This window comes from Hymenobacter sp. 15J16-1T3B, from assembly GCF_020711235.1.
GTDB lineage: Bacteria > Bacteroidota > Bacteroidia > Cytophagales > Hymenobacteraceae > Solirubrum.
The window spans coordinates 239,622-261,065 of sequence record NZ_JAJFAV010000004.1 but is presented as its reverse complement, the minus strand read 5'-3'; the positions used below and the strand labels follow the sequence as shown (position 1 = coordinate 261,065).

Annotated in this window: 17 protein-coding genes; 16 read left to right on the top strand and 1 reads right to left on the bottom strand. The window is 66.0% G+C overall.

The window, feature by feature from the left end; all coding sequences use genetic code 11:
* Positions 1-69 precede the first annotated feature (69 nt).
* Complete coding sequence (tsaD, locus tag LJ737_RS09115) at positions 70-1,080, bottom strand: tRNA (adenosine(37)-N6)-threonylcarbamoyltransferase complex transferase subunit TsaD (RefSeq protein WP_227764896.1); 1,011 nt, start codon at positions 1,078-1,080, stop codon at positions 70-72.
* Positions 1,081-1,314: 234 nt separating this feature from the next.
* Between tsaD and LJ737_RS27110 the strand changes: the two genes are divergently transcribed.
* The 16 genes from LJ737_RS27110 (at position 1,315) to LJ737_RS09035 (ending at position 21,432) form a co-directional block, all read left to right on the top strand.
* Positions 1,315-5,892: a translocation/assembly module TamB domain-containing protein gene (locus LJ737_RS27110; RefSeq protein WP_227764894.1), complete on the top strand. Its 4,578-nt coding sequence runs from the start codon at positions 1,315-1,317 to the stop codon at positions 5,890-5,892.
* Positions 5,893-5,988: 96 nt separating this feature from the next.
* Positions 5,989-6,882, top strand: a complete 894-nt coding sequence (locus tag LJ737_RS09105; protein WP_227764892.1) for a cell division protein FtsX — start codon at positions 5,989-5,991, stop codon at positions 6,880-6,882.
* A gap of 288 nt (positions 6,883-7,170) precedes the next feature.
* The gene (locus LJ737_RS09100; RefSeq protein ID WP_227764890.1) at positions 7,171-7,494 is read left to right on the top strand and encodes a DUF3098 domain-containing protein; all 324 of its coding nucleotides are present in this window, start codon (positions 7,171-7,173) and stop codon (positions 7,492-7,494) included.
* Positions 7,495-7,504: 10 nt separating this feature from the next.
* Complete coding sequence (locus LJ737_RS09095; RefSeq protein ID WP_227764888.1) at positions 7,505-8,335, top strand: undecaprenyl-diphosphate phosphatase; 831 nt, start codon at positions 7,505-7,507, stop codon at positions 8,333-8,335.
* Positions 8,332-9,162 (top strand): tRNA pseudouridine(55) synthase TruB, encoded by an 831-nt coding sequence (gene truB, locus LJ737_RS09090; RefSeq protein WP_227764886.1) that lies wholly within the window; start codon positions 8,332-8,334, stop codon positions 9,160-9,162. The genes LJ737_RS09095 and truB overlap by 4 nt, the downstream gene beginning before the upstream one ends.
* Positions 9,163-9,419: 257 nt before the next feature.
* A complete protein-coding gene (locus LJ737_RS09085; RefSeq protein ID WP_227764885.1) occupies positions 9,420-10,373 on the top strand; it encodes a bifunctional riboflavin kinase/FAD synthetase in 954 nt (317 codons plus the stop codon).
* A 308-nt stretch (positions 10,374-10,681) separates the two neighbouring features.
* Positions 10,682-11,929 carry a carboxypeptidase-like regulatory domain-containing protein gene (locus tag LJ737_RS09080; RefSeq protein ID WP_227764883.1) on the top strand — a complete coding sequence of 416 codons (1,248 nt, stop codon included), beginning with the start codon at positions 10,682-10,684 and terminating at the stop codon, positions 11,927-11,929.
* Positions 11,930-12,082: 153 nt separating this feature from the next.
* Complete coding sequence (locus LJ737_RS09075) at positions 12,083-13,504, top strand: T9SS type A sorting domain-containing protein (protein WP_227764881.1); 1,422 nt, start codon at positions 12,083-12,085, stop codon at positions 13,502-13,504.
* 38 nt (positions 13,505-13,542) lie between these two features.
* Positions 13,543-14,796 (top strand): carboxypeptidase-like regulatory domain-containing protein, encoded by a 1,254-nt coding sequence (locus LJ737_RS09070; RefSeq protein WP_227764879.1) that lies wholly within the window; start codon positions 13,543-13,545, stop codon positions 14,794-14,796.
* A 58-nt stretch (positions 14,797-14,854) separates the two neighbouring features.
* A complete protein-coding gene (locus LJ737_RS09065; protein ID WP_227764877.1) occupies positions 14,855-15,556 on the top strand; it encodes a CoA transferase subunit A in 702 nt (233 codons plus the stop codon).
* A 24-nt stretch (positions 15,557-15,580) separates the two neighbouring features.
* Positions 15,581-16,888 carry a serine hydrolase domain-containing protein gene (locus LJ737_RS09060; RefSeq protein ID WP_227764874.1) on the top strand — a complete coding sequence of 436 codons (1,308 nt, stop codon included), beginning with the start codon at positions 15,581-15,583 and terminating at the stop codon, positions 16,886-16,888.
* A gap of 18 nt (positions 16,889-16,906) precedes the next feature.
* Positions 16,907-17,563 carry a CoA transferase subunit B gene (locus LJ737_RS09055; protein ID WP_227764873.1) on the top strand — a complete coding sequence of 219 codons (657 nt, stop codon included), beginning with the start codon at positions 16,907-16,909 and terminating at the stop codon, positions 17,561-17,563.
* A gap of 113 nt (positions 17,564-17,676) precedes the next feature.
* Positions 17,677-18,795, top strand: a complete 1,119-nt coding sequence (locus LJ737_RS09050) for a hypothetical protein (protein ID WP_227764869.1) — start codon at positions 17,677-17,679, stop codon at positions 18,793-18,795.
* Positions 18,796-19,119: 324 nt separating this feature from the next.
* The gene (locus tag LJ737_RS09045; protein ID WP_410779949.1) at positions 19,120-20,667 is read left to right on the top strand and encodes a carbon-nitrogen hydrolase family protein; all 1,548 of its coding nucleotides are present in this window, start codon (positions 19,120-19,122) and stop codon (positions 20,665-20,667) included.
* 210 nt (positions 20,668-20,877) lie between these two features.
* Entirely contained in the window at positions 20,878-21,216 is a 339-nt protein-coding gene (locus tag LJ737_RS09040; protein ID WP_227764865.1) for a hypothetical protein, read from the top strand.
* A 39-nt stretch (positions 21,217-21,255) separates the two neighbouring features.
* Positions 21,256-21,432: a hypothetical protein gene (locus LJ737_RS09035; protein ID WP_227764863.1), complete on the top strand. Its 177-nt coding sequence runs from the start codon at positions 21,256-21,258 to the stop codon at positions 21,430-21,432.
* The last annotated feature ends 12 nt before the right edge of the window (positions 21,433-21,444 follow it).

Below are 21,444 nucleotides of genomic sequence, written 5' to 3'. Positions count from 1 at the left end.
TAAAGCAACGAAGCGGTAGAGATGCTTCGGCAAGCTCAGCATGACGTTCTTATTCGAGCTCCAGCTCCCTTACGCCAGCTTCAGCCGCGGGTCGGGGCTGGCTAGCTGGGTGGCGAAGTCGCCGGCCTCGTACTGAAAGTGCGCGGTCATGGCAATCATGCCGGCGTTGTCAGTGCAGTACTGAAAGGCGGGAATAAACACCTGCCAGCCCAGCTCGTCGGCGAGGCGCTGCAGCTCGGCGCGCAGGCCGGAGTTGGCGGCCACGCCGCCGGCAATGGCAATGTTGGTCAGGCCGTAGTCCTTGGCGGCGCGGCGCAGCTGGCGGATGAGCGTCTGCAGGATGGTGTGCTGAATGCTGGCGCAGAGGTCGGCCAGGTTTTCCTCGATGAACTTCGGGTTCTGCTGGGTTTGCTGGCGCAGGAAGTACATCACGGCCGTTTTCACCCCGCTAAAGGAGAAGTCGTAGCCGGGCATCTGGTTCACCGGGAACGGAAAGCGCAGCGGGTCGCCCTGCTGGGCCAGCTTGTCGAGGCGGGGGCCGCCGGGGTACGGCAGGCCGAGCAGCTTGGCCGTTTTGTCGAAGGCTTCGCCGGCGGCGTCGTCCTGGGTCTGGCCGATGATTTCCATGTCCATGGGGCTGCGCACGATGACCAGTTGGGTGTGGCCGCCGCTCACCGTGAGGCACAGAATGGGAAAGGCTGGCCGCGGCTCCTCGATGAAGTGCGCCAGGATGTGGGCCTGCATGTGGTTGACGGCAATCAGCGGCTTGCCCAGGGCCAGGGCGAAGCTCTTGGCAAACATGCCGCCGACCAGCAAGGAGCCGAGCAGGCCGGGCCCCTGGGTGAAGGCCACCGCGTCGAGGTCTTCCTTGTGGATGCCGGCCTTGGTCAGCGCCGCCTGCACCACCGGCAGGATGTGCTGCTGGTGGGCACGCGAGGCCAATTCGGGTACCACGCCGCCGAATTGCTCGTGAACCTGCTGCGAGGCCACCACGTTGGCCAGAATATTGCCCCCGGCAATGACGGCCGCCCCCGTGTCGTCGCACGACGACTCGATGGCCAGAATGATTGGGTGCTCCATGGTGAGAGGATGAATTGGGGAACTGGTGAGCGGATGCTCGGGAGGCCGCAGCCGCGCAGTTGGCGCCGCCAGAACGGCCCTCCCGATTTCGCTATGTCACCATTTCACCGCTAATTGGCTTTTTTTGCAGAATATCCGTTGGGTCGGGGCGTATAAGCATCCATCCCGGCGTCGTTTACGTCTTCGTGCCGGGGCTCAGTGCCGCCGACTCGTCTTTCTTCCGCCCCAACCCGCGTGCAAGTTATAAAGGTCATCCTGAAGGTCCTGCTCGGGCTCGTGCTGCTGCTGGCGCTGCTGCTCGGGGCGGCCGTGCTGGCCTTGCGCGTGCCGGCGGTGCAGACGGAGGTGGCCCAGCGCGCGGCCACCATCCTCTCCGACAAGCTGCAGCAGCCCGTCAGCATCGGCCGCGTCGACATCCGGCCGTTTACCAAGGTGGTGCTGGAGCGGGTGCAGGTGCTCGACAAGCGCGGCGGCAACCTTTTCTACATCGGGGAGCTGGAGGCCGACATCAGCACCTTCTCCGTCTTCTCGCCCAACAAGCTCTACCTCAGCAAAGTTACCCTCACGGAGCCGCGCTTCGAGCTGGTGACCTACCCCAACTCGCCCAACAAGGAAACCAACCTCGACGAGTTTCTGACGGCCTTCAAGCGCCTGCTCGGCGCTCCGGACACGACCAAGACCAGCCAGCCCTTCGACTTCAAAGTGGAGCAAGTGGGCCTGCGCAACGCCCGCTTCGTGCTCGACCGCAAGGACGAGCCGCGGGTGCCGGAGTACGGCAAGTCCATGGACTACGCCCACATGTACATCGACAGCGTGTACGCCGACCTCTCGCAGATCTGGTTTCGCGGCGACACGATTCACGCCCAGGTCGACGGGCTGCGGGCCATTGATATTCCCTCTAAGACGCGGCTGCGCGAGCTGACGGCCGACATGACCTACGCCACCAAGTTCTGGGAATTCCAGAAGCTGAATTTGCGCGTGGGCCGCTCGCACCTCTCCGACTACGTCCGTTTCGACTACCAGCACTTTCTGAATTTCACCGATTTCAACGACTCGGTGAAGGTGACGGCGCGGCTCAAGCCCAGCCGCGTGTACGCCGACGACATTGCCCTGTTTGCCCCGCAGCTCTGGGGCTGGGGCGAAGAAGTAGCCATTTCGGGCGAGGCCAAGGGCTACGTGCGCGACTTCGCGGCCAAAAACCTCGATTTGCGCTACAGCAACGGCGGCACCCACATCATCGGCAACATCTCGGCCCAGGGCCTGCCCGAGTGGAAGGAAACCTTTGCCGAGCTGCGCCTGCGGCCGGGCACGGTGGTCAACCCCAAAGACCTGAAGCCGGTGCTGCCGGCCTCGGTCTGGCCCTATTTTGAGCGCGTGGGCACCGTCACCTTGAACGGGCAGTTTCTCGGGTTCTACAACGACTTCGTGGCCAACGGCAACTTCAACACCCGCCTGGGCGACGTGACGGCCGACGTAAACCTGAAGTTCAAGAACGACCCGCGCAACTCCAGCTACGAGGGCACCGTGCGCACCGCCGGCTTCCAGCTCGGCAAGCTGCTCGGCGACGAATCGGTTATCCGCGACGTGGCCGTTAACGGCAAGGTGTCGGGCGTGGGCTTCGACCCCGACGCCGCCCGCGTCAACGCCACGGCCGACATTGCCTCGGTGTGGGTGAAGGGCTACCGCTACCGCAACATCAAGGTGACCAACGGCCGCGTGACCCGCCAGGAATTCGACGGCCGCATCGACATCAACGACCCGAACCTGCAGATGACCGGGGAAGGCAACGTGAACTGGGGCCGCGGCCGGCAGGCGTTTGACCTCGTCGGCGACGTGCGCCGCGCCGACCTGCGGGCCCTAGGCATCACCAGCCAGTCCATCGTGGTGAGCACCCAGGCCGACGTGCGCTTCCAGGGCCTGACCCTGGACGAGCTGCTGGGCCGCATCCACTTGCGCGACACCCGCCTGACCGTGGACGGCCGCTCGGTGCACCTCGACACGCTCGACCTGCTGGCCACCCGCCGCGAGGGGGACCGGCTATTGGCCATGCGCTCGGAGGCGTTTCGCCTGCGCGCCCGCGGCAACTACCAGTTCTCGCAGGCGCTCAGCGACGTGCAGCAGCTTATCGAGGAGTACCGCCTGAACTTCGAGGGCGACGCCCGCGCCACCGAGGCCTACTACCGCCGCAAGCGCCGCCAGACCATTCCCGACTACAACATCGACCTGACGCTGGACCTGAAGCGGCCTAACCCGCTGCTGCACGTGTTCGTGCCCCAGCTCACCGTCAGCGACTCCACCCACATCGAAGGCTCGTTTCGCAACGGGGCCACGTCCATTCTGCAGCTCGGCGGCACGGCCAAAGCGGTGCAGTACGACAGTATCCGGGCCGAGCAGGTGTCGTTTGACCTGCTGACGTCGAAGCTGCCCGACGCGCCCGACGTGCTGGCCCAGGCCAGCGTGACCAGCACCCGGCAGCGCCTGCCGGGCCTGGGCCGCACCGAGCAGTTTTACGTGGAAGGCGTGTGGGACCAGGACAAAATCAACTTCTCCTCCTCGCTGGCCCAGACGGGCACCACCAACCGCGCTCAGATCAACGGGGCGCTGGATTTTCTGCCCAACGCGGTGCAAATCGTGTTCCGCCAGTCGGGTGTGAACCTGCTGGGGCGCGAGTGGACTATTGCCCAGGACAACGCCATCGTCATTGCCGGGGGGGGGCACGAAATTACGGTGCCCAATTTCTCGCTCTCGAACGGCCACCAGCTGATTCTGGCCACCGGCGAGGTATCCGACGACCCCTCGCGCACTCTGCACCTGGAGGTGAAGGATCTGGAGCTGGCCACCCTGGCCCCGCTGACCAACCAGAACATGCGCGGCCGCGTGAATGCCAGCGGCGACGTGCGCGGGGTGTTTGGGCAACTGGTGTCGGCCGCCCGCCTGACGGTGGATTCGCTGTACTTCGACAACACCCTCATCGGCAACGTGGCGGGCGTGGCCAACTGGGACAACGCCGCCAGCCGCCTGGGCACCAACCTCTCGGTGGTGCGCGACGGGCAGAACGTGCTGAGCGTGGCCGGCACCATCGCGCCCACCGGTGCGCCCGACGACCAGCTGAACCTGACCGGCGTGCTCAACGACGCGCCCATCAAGCTGGCCGAGCCTTTCCTGGCCGGCGTGCTGGTCAACCTCGGCGGCACCGGCCGCGGCACCTTGCGCCTCACGGGGCCGTTTTCGGCGCCTTCCCTGCGCGGCACCGTCGACGTGACGAAGGGGCAGCTGACGTTTGCCTACCTGAACACGACTTACACCTTCGAGGACCAGATTCGCTTCTTCGAGGACCGCATGGTGTTCCGCAACATCAAGCTGCGCGACGTGCTCGGCAACCAAGGCACGCTCGACGGCTCGATTTACCACAACGGCTTCAACAACATGCGCTTGGCCCTGAAGGCCAACTTCCGGCGCATGCAGGTACTCAACACCACCCGCCGCCAAAACGAGCTGTACTTCGGCACGGCCTACGCCACCGGCGACGCTTCCGTGACCGGGCCCGTCGACAACCTGGTGATAAACGTGCGGGCCCGTAGCGAATCGGGCACGCGCCTCTCGCTGCCGCTCGACAACGCTACCACGGTGCAGCAGGCCAGCTACATCAAATTCGTCAACCGCAACCTGCCCATCGAAAAGCAGGATTCCATAGCCGCTTCGAAGCCGCCGGTGGACCTCTCGGGCATCCTGCTCAATGCCACCTTCGACGTGACGCCCGACGCCTACATGGAGGTGATTCTGGACGAGACGACCGGCGACGTTATCCGCGGCTCGGCCACCGGGCAGCTGCGCCTGGCCATCGATACCCGCGGCGAGTTCAACATGTTCGGGCAGCTGGAAGTGGTGCGCGGGGCCTACAACTTCACTTTGGAGGGCCTGGTCAACAAAGAGTTTCAGGTGCGACCGGGCGGCACGCTCACCTGGAACGGCGACCCGATGCAGGGCCAGATGGACGTGACGGCGGCCTACACCCAGCGCACCTCGCTGGCCCCCATCCTGGGCACGGGCAGCACCGACACCGAAAGCGGCAACGTGTACGCCAGCGTGACGGCCGTGATGCACCTAACCGGCGACATGCTGCTGCCGCGCATTCAGCTCGGACTGGAGTTCAACGACGCGCCCTCCTCGGTGGAAGGCCCGCTGACTTCCTTCCTCTCCAACATCCGCAACGACGAGCAGGAGCTGAACCGGCAGGTGTTTTCGCTGCTCTTGTTCCGGCAGCTCACCCAGCCCGGCGGTTTCAACAACGCGGCCCTGACCAGCGGCTCGAATGCCGTGCAAAACAGCCTGGGGCAGATTCTGTCGACGCAACTGGGCCTGCTCACCTCCCAGATCGACCAGAACCTGGAAATTGCCTTCAACCTCGACGGCGTGACCCAGGAAGAGCTGCGCAACCTGCAGGTGCGCCTGAGCTACAGCCTATTGCAGGGTCGTTTGCGCGTCACGCGCTTCGGCGGCATCAGCAGCAACAGCACCGCCACGCCCACGCCCGGCATCACCCCCGCTCAGACCTCGCTCATCGGCGACATCGGGCTGGAGTACTTCCTGCGCCAGGACGGCAAGTTCCGCGTGCGGCTGCGCTACGAAACCACCCCGCGCGACATCGGCGTGCAGAACCAGGCCCGCGCCGGCCTCTCGGTGGTGCACACCGAGCAGTTCGACAACCTGCAGGAGCTGTTTGCCCGTAAGCGCCTGCGCCGCCGCGAGCAGGCCCGCCGCAAAGCCCGCGAGCAGCTCATCATCGACGACGACCCGCGCACGGCCCTCTAGTCAAAGGTGAATTTGTGAAGGGTGAAATTGTGAATTGGCAGAACCTCCATTCACAATTTCACCCTTCACAAATTCACAACTTACCTTTACCCTTCGATGCCCCAGTTCCGCCCCGCCCGCAAGAAGAAGCTTGGCTCCTACCCCTACACCATGGTGATGTTCAGCATTACCATGGCCCTGCTGGTGGTGGGCTTGTTCGGGCTCTTGCTGGTGCACGCGCACAAGATTTCGGGCGTGGTGAAGGAAAACCTGGAGGTGCAGGTGTTTTTGGAGCGCAACCTGCCCGAAACACAGCTGTTGCGCCTGCAACGGACGCTGGCCCAGAAGCCCTACATTGCCTACCGCCAAAACCAGCCGCAGGTGCGCTTTCTATCGAAGGAAGAGGGCGTGAAGCAGTTCATCGACCGCACCGGCGAGGACCCGGTGGCCCTGCTCGGCGACAACCCGCTGCGCGACGCCTACATCCTGAAGCTCAACCCGGAGTTTGCCGATTCCAGCCAGCTGCGGCGCATCAGCCAGGATTTGCAGCAGCAGCAGGGCGTGTTCGAGGTGACCTACCCGCAAACGCTGATTACGTCGGTCAACCAGAACATCCGCAAAATCAGCCTGGTGCTGCTCGGCTTCGCGGTGATTTTGCTGCTGGTGGTGGCCGTGCTCATCAACAATACCATCAAGCTGGCCCTGTTCTCGCAGCGCTTCCTCATCCGCTCCATGCAGCTGGTGGGCGCCACGGCCTGGTTTATCCAGAAGCCCTTCCTGCGCCGCGCCACCTGGCAAGGCGTGCTGAGCGGGGCACTGGCTGCGCTGCTGCTGCTGGCCCTGCTCCAATACGCGTACTACGAATTCGACGAGCTGGCCCTGCTGCGCGACGACCGGCTCATCGGCGCGGTGCTGCTGGTGCTGCTGGTGCTGGGCGGCGTTATCGGCTTTTTCAGCTCCTACCGGGCCGTGCGCAAGTACCTGCGCATGTCGCTGGACGAGCTGTATTGACGAGCCCATAGACATTCGACGGGCCTAGAACACGATTCCAACGTCCTATCGAGCTTGTCGAAGCATCTCGCGGGCTGACGCTAGCTAGTAAACCAGGCAGATTAGCATCCGAGCAAGAGGCCTCGGCTGCTCCCGGCATGACCTCCAGTGGTTTCCGCGCCGACTGAGTTGGCGCTAGCGCGTTCTTTCCGGGCCGAAGCAACTAATTTTGTGGTGCGCCCATCTGGCGCGTCATCGGCGGCGTCCGCCCCCGGCCGCTTACCTTTGCTTTTCCCGACTGCTATTTCTATGTCCACGCCTTCTCCCCGCTTCGCCTTCGGGCCGCGCAACTACCGCCTGATGTTCATCGGGCTGGCCCTGCTGGCCGCCGGTTTCATCACCATGAGCCTCGACGGCGCTGATTACGGCGAAGGATTTTTGGGCCTGACGCTGGGCCCGCTGCTGCTGGCGGCAGGCTTTGTGGTGGAGTTTTTCGCCATCATGGCCAAATCGGGCCCGGCCCCGGTAGTCAATCAGGTGGTGACGCCCGGCGCGCCCGTAGCACCGGCCGGCCCGACGGCTCCCGTGACGCCGGTGGCCCCGACCACGCCGCCCACCTACCAGCGCCGCTAAGCCCTGCTAAATGAATTACTGGCATGCCGTGCTCCTGGCCATTGTCGAGGGGCTGACTGAGTTTTTGCCCGTGTCGAGCACCGGGCACATGATTATTGCCTCGGCCCTGCTGGGCATTCCGCCCACGGCCTTCACCAAGCTCTACTTGGTGGTCATTCAGCTCGGCGCCATCCTGTCGGTGCTGGTGGTGTACTGGCGGCGCTTTTTCCAGAGCTTCGACTTCTACCTGAAGCTGCTGGTGGCCTTTCTGCCCATCGTGGTGGTGGGCGCGTTTCTGAAGAAGTACATCGACGCCCTGCTGGAGTCGGTGACAACGGTGGGCGTGAGCTTGCTGCTGGGCGGCATCGTATTGCTGTTCATCGACCGGCTGTTTCCGCAGGAAGACCCGCAGGAAGGCGGCCACCCCGTCACCAATCCCGGCTGGCGCGAGGCGTTTATCATTGGCTGCTTTCAGTGCATTGCCGTGGTGCCGGGCGTGAGCCGCTCGGCTGCTACCATCATCGGCGGCCTCTCGCAGAAGCTGACCCGCCGCGCCGCGGCCGAGTTTGCCTTCTTCCTGGCCATGCCCACCATGGCCGCCGCCGCCGCCAAGGACCTCTACGACTACTACAAGGAAGCCCACGCCCAGGGCCACGACCTGAGCAACCTGTTTTCGGCCCAGGAAATCAAGCTGCTGCTGCTCGGCAACGCGGTGGCCTTCGTGGTGGCACTGCTGGCCATTCGCTTGTTCGTGGGTTTCGTGGCCCGCTACGGCTTCCGCGCTTTCGGCGTGTACCGCATCATCGTAGGCGGCCTGCTGCTGCTGATGCTGGCCCTGAACATTTCCCTGCAACTAGTATGAGTCAGCCCCCCCGCAAGCCGCAGGTGCCCCAGCCCGAGCAGGAACCCGGCGAAGTGCTGCTCATCGACAAGCCCCTGCGCTGGACCTCGTTCGACGTGGTGAAGAAGGTGAAGTACGCCCTGAAGCCGCGCAAAATCGGCCACGCCGGCACGCTGGACCCGCTGGCCACCGGCCTGCTCATCCTCTGCACAGGCAAGAAGACCAAGACCATTGACCAGATTCAGGCCCAGGAAAAGGAGTACACCGGCGTGTTCCGCCTGGGCCAGACCACCCCGTCGTTTGACCTGGAAACGGCCGTCGACGCGGAGCGGCCCTGGCAGCACCTCACGCGCGAAGACCTGCTGGCCGCCGCTGCCCAGCTCACCGGCCTAATCGAGCAGACGCCGCCGCTGTTTTCGGCCGTAAAAATCAACGGCGAGCGGGCCTACGAAGTGGCCCGCCGCGGCGACACGGCCGAAATCAAGAGCAAGCAGGTCGACATCAAAGCCTTCGAGCTGCCCGAAATCGACGGGGCCGACGTGCATTTCCGCATCGTGTGCTCCAAGGGCACCTACATCCGCAGCCTCGCCCGCGACTTTGGCGAGCTGCTGGGCTGCGGCGCCCACCTCACCCGGCTCGTGCGCACCCGCATCGGCGAGTACCGCCTGGAAAACGCGTTGAGCATGGCCGACATCGAAGCCCGCCGCCCGCCGCGGCCCGAGGGCGAAGCCGAGCGGCCCCGCCGGGAGCGTACGCCCCGCCCGGAGCGCCGCCTGGGCCTGGAGCACTACGATGCCACCCAGCAGGCCGCGGCAGCCGATGCCCCGGCGGACGAAACGACCGAGTAACGACTCATTTCGCGGCAAGCAACAGCGTTCCGGGCGGAGCGAGGAAGCCGGCGCAACATGCGGTTGCCCAGCTTCCTCGCTCCGCCCGGAACAATAGGTTACGGCCGAGCCAGCCGCTTTTGGCGGGCTGTGCCTACTTTCGCAGCGCCGTAAGCCTAGGTAGGGTACGCTGTCAAATCCACCGGCGGCCTACCTGCGTTCAAGAACCCGCGCACGACGCCGGCCGGCGCGTGAGTGCCACCAGTCCCCCTTCCGCCATGCACGTAGTCCGCGACCCCGCCGAATTTCCGCGCCTCCACAACGCCGTGGTTACCAGCGGCACCTTCGACGGGGTGCACCTGGGCCACCAGCAGATTCTGCAGCGTTTGCAGGAAGTAGCCCGGCTGTCGGGCGGGCCGAGCGTGGTCATCACCTACTGGCCGCACCCGCGCCTGGTGCTGGCGCCGCCCCCCGCCCACCCCGACCCCAAGCCCCTGCACCTGCTCAACACCCTGGAGGAGCGCATCGAGAAACTGGAGCAGTACGGGGTGGATTACCTGCTTATCGTGCCGTTCACCCGCGAATTCGCCCAGTGGACCTCCGAGCAGTACATCCGCGAACTGCTGCTGGACAAAGTCGGTACCAGCAAGCTGGTCATCGGCTACGACCACCGCTTCGGCAAAAACCGCGAGGGCAGCTTCGAGTACCTGCAGCAGCACGCGGCCGAGTACGGGCTGGAAGTTGAGGAAATTCCGCGCGAGGACGTGGACGCGGTGGGCGTGAGCAGCACCCGCATCCGCCGCGCCCTGGAAGCCGGCGACGTGGCTACGGCCGCCCGCTACCTCGGCTACGACTACCCCTTCACGGGCACGGTGGTGCGCGGCCAGCAGCTGGGGCGCACCATTGGCTACCCCACGGCCAATATTCGCTGCGAAGAAACGTTGAAGCTGGTGCCGGGCCGCGGCGTGTACGCCGTCATGGCCACCACGGCGGCCGGCACCCGGCACCCGGCCATGCTCAACATCGGCGTGCGGCCCACTGTGGGCGGCGACTTGCAGGAGACCGTGGAGGCGCACTTGCTCGACTTCGACGGCGACCTGTACGACCAGCCGCTGACGGTGCAGTTTGTGGCCCGCCTGCGCGACGAGCAGAAGTTCAGTGGCCTCGACGCGCTCAAGGCGCAGCTGGCCAAGGACGCCGACGCAGCCCGGGCCCACCTGATTGGCGGCTAGCCGGGCAGCCAAAAGCCTTTTTGAGCGTCGTTGCGGACGAATTGGGTTTTGTTGCTTCGTTGAACGATACCCTCCGGAGCGTCATACTGAGCGCAGCCGTGGAATTTCGCGTGCTGACGCCAAGTAGTAACCTCAACAGAGGGTTACTATCTGGCGAGATGTCTCGACAAGCTCGCCAGGACGGGCTTGGATTGTTCGACATCAGCACGCGAGATATCCTGCGGGGCTCGACATGACGTTCTGCGCCGGCTGTTCGTTCTATGGGCGGCCTCTGCCGGGCTGGCCCTGATTTTGTATTTCCCCTTTGCATGAAGAATTCTTTGCGGATGTTTTTACTGGGTTGCCTGCTGCTCGTCGGCGCGGCGGCCCAGGCACAGAACCGGTTTAGCGGCGTCGTACTCGACTCGCTCACCAAGGAGCCGCTGGCGTTTGCCAGCGTGTTTTTGGCCAACACCACCTTCGGCTCGTCGACCACGGACCAAGGCAAGTTTGAAATCAGCCGGGTGCCCAACGGCACCTACGACATGGTCTGCTCCTACGTGGGCTACCGCCTTTCCAAGCAAAGCGTGACCATGAGCGGGCCCTCGCAGCAGTTCACCCTGCTGCTCTCGCCGGTGGGCAACAGCCTGGGCGAGGTCGTCATCAAGCCCGAGCCCAACAAGCCGGAGGAGTACAAGCAGTTTTCCGACCTGTTTCTGGGCGGCTCGCAGTTTTCGGAGCAGTGCCACGTGAGCAACCCCGAGGCCGTGCGCGTTTTCTTCGACGAGGAGGACAAACAGCTGCGGGCCCGGGCCAAGGAGTATTTGCAGGTCGACAACGACGCGCTGGGCTACCGCCTGAAGTACTTCGGCCTGGAGTTTAGCTACGACCCCGAGGACGGCTCCGTGTCGTACTACGGACAGCCGGTGTTCGAGGAAATGAAGCCCAAGGACGAGGCTCAGCAGAGGCTGTGGGCCGCTAACCGCCTGAAGGCCTACAACGGCTCGTTTATGCACTTTCTGCGCAGCGTGTACCGCAACCGCCTGCGCACCGAAAACTTCATGGCCCAGCAGATCAAGGTGACGGTGAACAAGCGCTTTGGCCAGACCGACAGCCTGCGTCAGATGCTGCTGGAGCGCCACCCCGACGGCAGCGACCTGACCAAATCGGAGAAAGATTCGCTGCGGCTGTGGAGCCGCTCGGCGCCCATCTACGCCACGCTCAACCCCGCCGCCCTGCCCATCGACAGCATCCGCCAGGTGTCGGCCGACGGCAAGCGGGTGTTTCTGAACTTCACCGGCGAGCTGCAGGTGGCCTACTTCGGCGAAGCGCCCGACCCGCGCTACAAGCAGGCCATGTCGCCGCTGGGCGCCTCGCGCACGGCCTACCCCGCCTTGCGCGAGGTGTCGCGGCTGCGGCTCAACGGGCGCCGCGCCGAAATCCAGGCCGACGGCTCCCTGCTCAACCCGCTGGCCGTGTCGGTAGGCGAGTACTGGGGCTTCGAGAAAATCGGGGAGTTCCTGCCCTTCGACTACGTGCCCACGCCGCCCGCCGCGCCGCCCGGCAAATCCAAATAACGTCCCGCAACTGGCCGCCGGGGCGCCCGTCGCATCTCGGCGGGCGCCCCGGCGCGTTAACGAGCCGGCGTGTACCTTCTGCTCGCGGCCGCCGTACATTTAGGCGGGCCTAGGGCCCAGCGTGTTGCATTTACCATTCTGCCTATCGAGTCCATGCTACCCTCCTCTGCACTTCGCATCCTGCTGAGCGCCCTCTGCGCGCTGCTGCTGCGCACGGCCGCCGCCCAACCGAGCTGGCAGCAGCTGTATTCCGGCCCCCGACCGCAGTCGTGCATCAAGGCCCTGCGCCAGCCCGACGGCGGGTTTCTGCTCGTGGGCGAAGAACTGCTCAAGCAAGCCAGCAGCAGCCAGCCGGCTCCGCGCCGCCTGCTGCTGGTGCGCACCGACGCCCGCGGCCGCCAGCTCTGGGAGCAGCGGCTGGACGTGCCCGGCTTTCCCCACATTTTCGTGCGCGCCGCCAGCCAGAATGGCCGGGGCGACCTGCTGCTCGGCTTGGTCAACTCGCCGCTGGCCACGGATTTCGGCAGCCCGAACTTGCTGGTGGCGCTGACGCCGCGCGGCCCGATTCGCTGGACGCGCGACTTCAGCGGCAGCTCGCGCCGCATCGTCGACCTGGCCCCCGACGACTCGCACCAGGGCTTCGTCGTGGCCCTCTCGGACCGCGGCATGGCGGCCTCGCTGCTCTACCTGCAGGCCGACGGCACCCAGCGCCAGCTGCTGCCGCTGGATTTTGGCATGCCGGTGGTGCGCTCCGTCATCAACACCTTGCTGCCGCAGCCGGGGGGCGTGCTGGTGGGCGCCAGCGGCTACACCTCCTTGTCGGCCACGAGTGCCGTGGCCAAGGTCATCTTCGTGTCGGATGACGGGGTGCGCGGAGCCGAAACGGTGCTGCCCGGCTCCTACATCGGCCCGACGAAGCTGCTGGCCCTCGGCGGCAATGACTTCCTGGCCTACGACGGCCACCTGCACCGCCTCTCGCTGGGCGTGAGCGGGGTGCAGTGGTCCCGCGACTTGTTTACCCCCGACGGGAATGTGCTCAGCCCCGAGCAGTGGGCGGCCTCGCCCAGCGGCGAAGTGCTGCTGAGCGGCTTTACGGTGCGCAACAGCCACATCATCACGCATTACCTGGCCCTGCTCAACCCGAACGGCACCATTCAGCAGCTGGAAGCCTCCAACCAGCCGGCCGTGACCAACCTCGACGCCACCGGCCGCGGTTCCGTGGCCAGCGTGCTGCCCGGCGACGCGCCCGGCTCGTTCTTCCTGGCCGGCGACGTGACCGAGGGCCTGTTTCTGCGGCTCGGGAGTTTTGCCGAGCTGGAGCTGGGCGCCCCGACGGCCCTGGCCGCCTGGCCCAACCCCGTAACCGACGACGAGCTGCTCACCGTCACCAACTCCTACGCCACCACGCACCCGCTGTACCTCTACGACTTGTCGGGCCACCAAGTGGCTTGCTGGCCGGCGGTAGCGGGCGGCACGGCCCAGCTGTCGTTGCGGGGCCTGCGGCCGGGGGCCTACTTGCTGGTGGGCACCAACGGCCAGGGCAAGACGGGGCGCATGCACTTGTTTAAACGCTAACGCCGCCGGTGCGGGGCTCACATCCTGCCCGAGTCTTTATGCACGGCCTATTGCTTCGCTTGGGGTGGCGCTGGCTGCTGGTAGTGCTGGGCACGCTGGCGTTGCCGGGCGCCGCGCAGGCCCAGGCCAGCATCAGCGGCGAAGTGCGCGACTCCCTTACGCAGGCGCCGCTGGCATTTGCCAGCGTGTTTTTGGCCAACACCACCCGCGGCGCCACCACCGACGCGCAAGGCCGTTTCACCCTGCCCAACGTGCCCGCGGGTTCGTACGACGTGGTGTGCTCTTACCTCGGCTACCGCCTCGCCCGGCGGGGCGTGCAGGTGGGCGCGGCGCCCGTCACGGTGCAGCTGCGGCCGGCGCCGCTCAGTCAGCAGCTGGCGGGCGTGGTGGTGCGGCCCCACCGCAACCGGCCCGAGGACTACCAGCGCTTCGTGGAGCTGTTTGTGGGCACCACCGCGTTTTCCGGGCAGTGCCGCATCCGCAACCCCGACGGCGTGCGCGTGGACTTCGACCCGGGCAGCGGGGAGCTGACGGCCGAAGCCTACGACTACCTGCAGGTCGATAACGCGGCGCTGGGCTACCGCATCCGGTTCTACGGCCTGCACTTTCAAATCAACTTCCGCGAGCAGGTGCAGTCGTACTACGCCTGGCCGGTGTTCGAGGAGTTGCCCACCAAGAGCGCGGCGCGGCGGGCGCGCTGGGCCGCCAACCGGCTCACCGCGTACCGCGGCTCCTTGCCCCACTTTCTGCGCAGCGTGCGCACCGGCCAATTAACGGAGGAAGGCTTCGTGGCCAACCGCCTGCGCCGCGTGCCCAACCCGCGCTGGGTGCGGGCCGATTCGCTGCTGAGTTTGGAGCGCCAGCGCCACGCCGGCGAGGTGTGGCACCCGGCCGACTCGCTGCTGCAGCGGCTGCGGGAGCCGCCCCAGTACGCCTACCTCTACACCCGCCCCCTGCCCGCCGACAGCCTGCGCCGCCCCAGCGCCGACGGCCACGCGCTGCTGTTGCGCTTCCGCGACCTAGTACAGGTGACCTACCTGCGCGAACCGCCCGACCCGGCCTATGCCCTGCCCCACCGCGTGGGCGAGCCGGCCGCGCGGCCCGAGCAGCAGGTGTCGGTGCTGCACTTGCTGCTGCCGGCCATAGCAATTACGCCCACTGGCCAGCTGCTCGACCCGCTGGCGGTGTTCACGGAAGGCTACTGGGGCTTTGAGCGAATCGGGGAGCTGCTGCCCGTGGACTACGAGCCGCCCGCGGACGGCGGCGTTGGGCGGGCGGGCAAGAAAGAGTAGGTTTGCGCCGCGCCGGCCCGGTGGCTGGCGACTCGCTCGTTTCCCCATTCCCAACCCTATGATCAACAAAGTAGTGTCCGACGCGCAGGCTGCGCTGCAGGGCGTCGCCGACGGCATGACGCTGATGCTGGGCGGCTTCGGCCTGTGCGGCATTCCCGAAAACGGCATCCAGGAGCTGCTGCGCCTGGGCGTGAAGAACCTGACCTGCATTTCCAACAACGCCGGCGTCGACGACTTCGGCATCGGGCTGCTCTTGCAGCAGCGGCAGGTGAAGAAGATGATTTCCAGCTACGTGGGCGAAAACGCCGAGTTCGAACGGCAGCTGCTCTCGGGCGAGCTGGAAGTGGAGCTGATTCCGCAGGGCACCCTGGCCGAGCGCTGCCGGGCCGGCGGGGCGGGCATCCCGGCCTTCTACACCCCGGCCGGCTACGGCACCGAGGTGGGCCAGGGCAAGGAAAGCCGCGAGTTCAACGGCAAGATGTACCTGCTCGAAACCGCCCTGCACGCCGACTACGCCCTGGTGAAAGCCTGGAAGGGCGACACCGCCGGCAACCTCATCTACAAGGGCACGGCCCGCAACTTCAACCCAATGATGGCCGCCGCCGGCAAAATCACGGTGGCCGAGGTGGAGGAGCTGGTGCCCGCCGGCGAGCTGGACCCCAACCAGATTCACACGCCGGGCATTTACGTGCAGCGCATTTTCCAGGGCAAAAACTACGAGAAGCGCATCGAGCAGCGCACGGTCCGCGCCGCGCAGTAGGTTTCTGACCGCGCCTTGGCTCCCATGAAACAGGTCGTTTCCGTTTTTCTGCTCGCGCTGGCCCTCGGGCCGGGTGCCGCCGCCCAAACCGCGGCGCCGGTCCGCAAGGCCGCGCGCCTGGCGGCCCGCACCCTCGTGGCGCAGCCCCAGGCCCACCCGGCCCTCGACGCGCTGCTGCAGGAGTACGTGGCGGCGGGCAAGGAACCGGGCGTCATTGCCCTGGTGGCCCAGGACGGCAAGGTACTCTACCGCAAAGCCTTCGGCTACGCCGACGTGGCGGCCCGCACGCCGCTGCAGCCCGAGGCCATCTTCCGCATTGCCTCCCAGACCAAGGCCGTGGCCAGCGTGGGGCTGATGCTGCTCTACGACGAGGGCAAGTTTCAGCTCGACGACCCGGTGAGTAAGTACCTGCCGGCCTTTGCCCACCCGCGGGTGCTGGCCTCGTTCAACCCCCAGGACTCCAGCTACACCACGGTGCCGGCCAAGGCGGAAATAACCATCCGGCAGCTGCTCACCCACACCTCCGGCCTAGGCTACCCGGTCATCGGCAGCCCGGAGGCGCGGGCCATTTACGCCAAAGCTGGCATTCCGAGCGGCATTGGCTCGCCCGAGGGCACCCTGGCCGCGGCCATGGACAAGCTCGGGCCCTTGCCGCTGCTGCACCAGCCCGGGGAACGGTTTACCTACGGGCTGAGCGTGGACGTGGTGGGCCGGCTCATCGAAGTGCTGAGCGGGCAGCCGCTCGACCAGTTCCTGCGCCGGCGCCTGTTTGAGCCCCTGGGCATGCGCGACACCTACTTCTACCTGCCCGCCGACAAGCAGGCCCGGCTGGCCCGGCTCTACACCGAGGAAGGGCCGGGCAAAACCCTCGCGCCCATGCAGGCCTGGGGCCACATGCAGCCCGACTACCCCAAGCTGGCCGGCACCTACTTTTCGGGCGGGGCGGGCCTCTCGTCCACCATCGACGATTACGCCGTGCTCTTGCAGATGCTGCTCAACGAGGGCGAGTACGGCGGCCGGCGCCTGCTCAAACCCGCTACGGTGCGCCTGATGACCAGCAACCAGATGGGCGCGCTGGAGCAGGGCGGCAACAAGTTTGGCCTGGGCTTTAGCGTCACCACGGCGGCTACGGCGGCCAAATCCGGCCTCTCGGAGGGCAGCTACGAGTGGGGCGGCATCTTCGGCACCACGTACTGGGTCGACCCGAAGCTGAAGGTGGTAGCCCTGCTCTACACCCAGAAATACCCCAACACCACCGCCCGCGACCTGCCGGCCAAGTTCAAGCTGCAGGTGCGCGAGGCGGTGACTTCCCCGGCCCCGGAGGCCAAATAACCCGCTACTTCCCACCCCATGTTAGACAAACACGGCATTGCCAAGCGCATCGCGCAAGAAGTAAAGGACGGCTACTACGTCAACCTCGGCATCGGCATTCCCACCCTGGTGGCCAACTACATCCCGAAGGGCGTGCAGGTGGTGCTGCAGTCCGAAAACGGGTTGCTGGGCATGGGTCCCTTCCCCACCGACGACCAGGTGGACCCGGACCTGATCAACGCCGGCAAGCAAACCATCACCACCCTGCCGGGCTCCAGCATTTTCTCCTCGGCCGAGTCGTTCGGCATGATTCGCGGGGAGCACGTGGACCTGACCATCCTCGGCGCCATGGAAGTGTCCGAGCGCGGCGACATTGCCAACTGGAAGATTCCGGGCAAGATGGTGAAGGGCATGGGCGGCGCCATGGACCTGGTGGCCTCGGCCAAAAACATCATCGTGGCCATGCAGCACGTGGCCAAGGACGGCTCCTCGAAGCTGCTCACCGACTGCACGCTGCCCATCACCGGGCTGCGCTGCGTGAAGAAAATCGTGACCGAGCTGGCCGTGCTCGACGTGACGCCCGACGGCTTCGTGCTGCGCGAGCGGGCCCCGGGCGTGACGGTGGAACAGATTCAGCAGGCCACCGCCGGCCGATTGGTGGTACCCGACGCCGGCGTGCCCGAAATGAGCGTGTAAGGTCCGGCGCCCGCGCCGCTGCTACGGCTCCGCCCGGCTTCGGCCGGGCGGAGCTTTTTTGTCGCCGCGCCCGGCTGCGTATCTTGCTGAGCCCTAACCGCCCCTTGCTGCCTATGCGCCCCACTCTCTACCCGCTTGCCGCCCTGCTGCTCGGGGCCGTTCCGCTGGCCCAAGCCCAGACCTCGCCCAGCATCGACCGCACCGACATGCCCATCATCGGCGACACGCTGCGCCTGAGCCAGGCCGCGCCGGTGCTGCCCGCCTCGGCCCCGCCCCTGACGCGCCGCGGCGCCAACCAGACCTGGAATTACGCGGCCCTCACGCCCACGGCCCAGCGGGTGGAGCGCTACGCCAACATCAATACCACGGCCACCACGTTGCAGTTTGCCTTCGGCCCGCTGGGCGGCGTGAACCGCGCCACCCTAGTGTCGCCGCAGCAGCTGCCGGCCGTGGGCGCGGGCCTGCCCATCACCGACCCGGTGGAATTCTACAACCTCTCGAACGCCGATTTTCGCTCCGTGGGCTTCGGCGCCACCGTTAGCGGCTTCGGCTTGCCGGTGACTTACCAGAGCCAGGCGCTGCAGGACGTTATCTACCGCTTCCCGCTCAGCTTCAGCTCCGCGCCCGACTCCAGCAACTCGTTTTTTGAGACGCCGGCCATCATTGCCAGCACCGGCTACCTCTCGCAACGACGCAAGCGCGTCAACCGCGTCGATGCCTGGGGCACGCTCACCACGCCCTTCGGCACGTTTCAGACGGTGCGGGTGGTCACGCGCCTCGAAGACCACGACAGCCTCGCCGTGGGCGGCACGCCCGGGCAGGGCCTGACCCTGCCGGTGCGCCGCGAGTACAAGTGGCTGGCCAAGACCATTCACGTGCCGGTGCTCACCATCAGCACTGCCGTCACGGCTGGGCAGGAAGTCATTACCAGCATCGAGTACCGCGACATTTACCGCCGCATTCAGCTGCCCACGGCTGCCGCAGCGGGCAAGGCAGCGGCCCCGCTGACCGCTTGGCCCACCGCGGCGGCGGCCGGCGAAGCCGTGCGGCTGCAGCTGCCCACGGCCGCCGAAGTAGCCGTTACCGACCTCGCGGGGCGGGTTTTGGGCCGTTTTCAGCAGCCGCAGGGGGCCTCGACGTTAACGCTAAATCCGGCTTGGCAGGGCACGCTGCTATTGCGCGTGCGGCAAGTCGACGGCGCTACAGCAGTGGGCAAAGTGGTGCGGTACTAAGCCTCGTCGACGCGGCAGCGCCCACGAAACAAAGCGGCCCGGCGGAACACCGCCGGGCCGCTTGACGTTGCTATCAACTGCGCGCCGCGGGTCCCGTACTTTTGGCTGCGCGTTTCACCTTTCGCACTCATGGCATCGACTTCCTCCGCCAAATCCAACGGCCAGGCCAAAAAGGCCGCCGATAAGTCCGACAAAAAAACCGGCGCTACCACCGTGGCGACGGTAACCGGCGAAGACACCCCGGCCACTTCGGCCAGCGCCGCGGCCCACAAGCTGGTGCTGCGCGCCCTGCGCCGCTCCGACTACAAGGCCGTGCGCGACATCATGGACCAGGTGTATTCCAACATGGAAGGCGCCTGGGCCCAGGACGAGTACAACGCCCTGCTCAAGAAATTCCCCGAGGGCCAGATCTGCATCGAGGACAACGGCCGCGTGGTGGCCGCGGCGTTGGCCATCATCGTGCAGTATTCCGACTTCGGCGACCGGCACACCTACACCAAGATTACCGGCAACGGCAAGTTCAACACCCACAACCCCGACGGGGACACGCTCTACGGCGTGGACGTGTTCGTGGACCCGGAGTACCGCAACCTGCGCCTGGGCCGCCGTCTTTACGACGCGCGCAAGGAGCTCTGCGAAAACCTGAACCTGCGCGCCATGGTGGCCGGCGGCCGCATCCCCGGCTACGCCAAGTACGCGGAGGAAATGACGCCGCAGAAGTACGTGGAGATGGTGCGCAACAAGGAGCTGACCGACCCCATCCTCACCTTCCAGCTGGCCAACGACTTTTACGTGCGCAAGCTGATCCGCGGGTACTTGCCCTACGACGGCGACTCCAAGGCCTACGCCACCTTGCTGGAGTGGATCAACGTGTACTACGACGAGGATTCGGAGAAGCTCATCGGCAACCAGAAGAGCAACGTGCGCATCGGCATTGTGCAGTGGCAGATGCGCGGCACCAAGAGCCTGGAGGACCTGTTCCAGCAGATCGAGTTCTTCGTCGACACCGTGTCGGGCTACAAGGCCGATTGCGTGCTGTTCCCGGAGTTCTTCAACGCCCCGCTGATGGCCCTCACCAACGAGGACTCGCCCTCGGTGGCCATCCGCGCCATGGCAGCCTTCACCGAACCGCTGAAGGCCAAGTTCATGGAGCTGGCCGTGAGCTACAACATCAACATCGTGGCCGGCTCCATGCCGCTCTACGAGGACGGCAAGCTGCACAACGTGGCCTACCTCTGCCGCCGCGACGGCACCGTGGACGAGCAGTACAAACTGCACGTGACGCCCGACGAGGCCTCGTACTGGGGCATGCGCGGCGGCAACAAGCTGCAGTGCTTCAATACGGACTTCGGCAAAATCGGCATCCTGATCTGCTACGACGTGGAGTTCCCCGAACTCTCGCGCATGCTCTCGGACGAAGGCATGAAGATTCTGTTCGTGCCGTTCTGGACCGACACCAAGAACGCCTACCAGCGCGTGCGCCTCTGCGCCCAGGCCCGGGCCATCGAAAACGAGTGCTACGTGGCCATCACCGGCTCGGTGGGCAACCTGCCGCGCGTCGAGAACATGGACATTCAGTACTCGCAGTCGGCCGTGTTCAGCCCCTCCGACTTCGCCTTCCCCCACGACGCCATCGTGGCCGAAGCCACGCCCAACACCGAGATGACGCTCATCGCCGACCTCGACCTGGACTTGCTCAAGGACCTGAACACCTCCGGGGCCGTGCGCAACCTGCGCGACCGGCGCAAGGACCTCTACTCGGTGAGCTGGGTGAAGAAAACCGAGCGCGACGATGAGCTGCTGGCCCAGGGCGAGGAGCGCGGCCACCTGCGCGCCGGCCGCAAAAACAAGCTGCAGCACACGGCCGGTTAATTTTTGGGCGGCCGCCGGCATTCGGCGCGGGAGCGGGCCAACGGGCCGGGCTTCCGCGCCGTTTGTTATTTTAGCCAGCCTATGCTTATTCGCGTTGCTATCCTGATTACCCTAGGGCTGCTGGTTGTTGGCAGCCGCGCAAGCGCCTAACAGGCTCTTAAACCCGGCCGCAACAAATACGAACGAGGCAAGCTGCGCGACAACCGCCCGATGGGTAGGTGGGAATACTTCGACGAGCAAGGCCAGCCCGAGCTACCCTTCGACCACGATTCGAGCCGCATCGTCTTCGTCCGGCCCGATACCGCCCGCTACTGGCTGCAAACACCAACCGGCTGGCAGCTGCTGCGGCCGACGCGGGCCCCGCGCCTGCTGGGCAGCTGCGCCCACGACGTGGCGCAACTGGCGCGGCCCCTACGCTACCCGCTCGGCTCCCTGCGCGACCAGCGCCAGCGCGACGTGCTCATCTCGTACGTGGTCGGCCCCGACGGGCAGGCCCGGGACTTCTTGGTGGGGCAGGGCCTCTCGCCCGACTGCGACCAGGCAGTGTGACAGGCGCTGAGTCAGCGGTTATACCGCTGGATACCCGCCGTGCACCTTGGCCGGCCGGTGGCGGCCAAATGCTACCTGCTAGCAACGTTCCGCATCGTCGGCAACGCCGCCGAATTAAAGACCTCCAACCAGCAATTGGCCGCGCGCCAGCTGCCCGGCACCGGCCGGTACCTCGACCACGTCGTCATCACGGCGCAAGGCCCCGCGCGCCGCTGAATACGCCGCCCG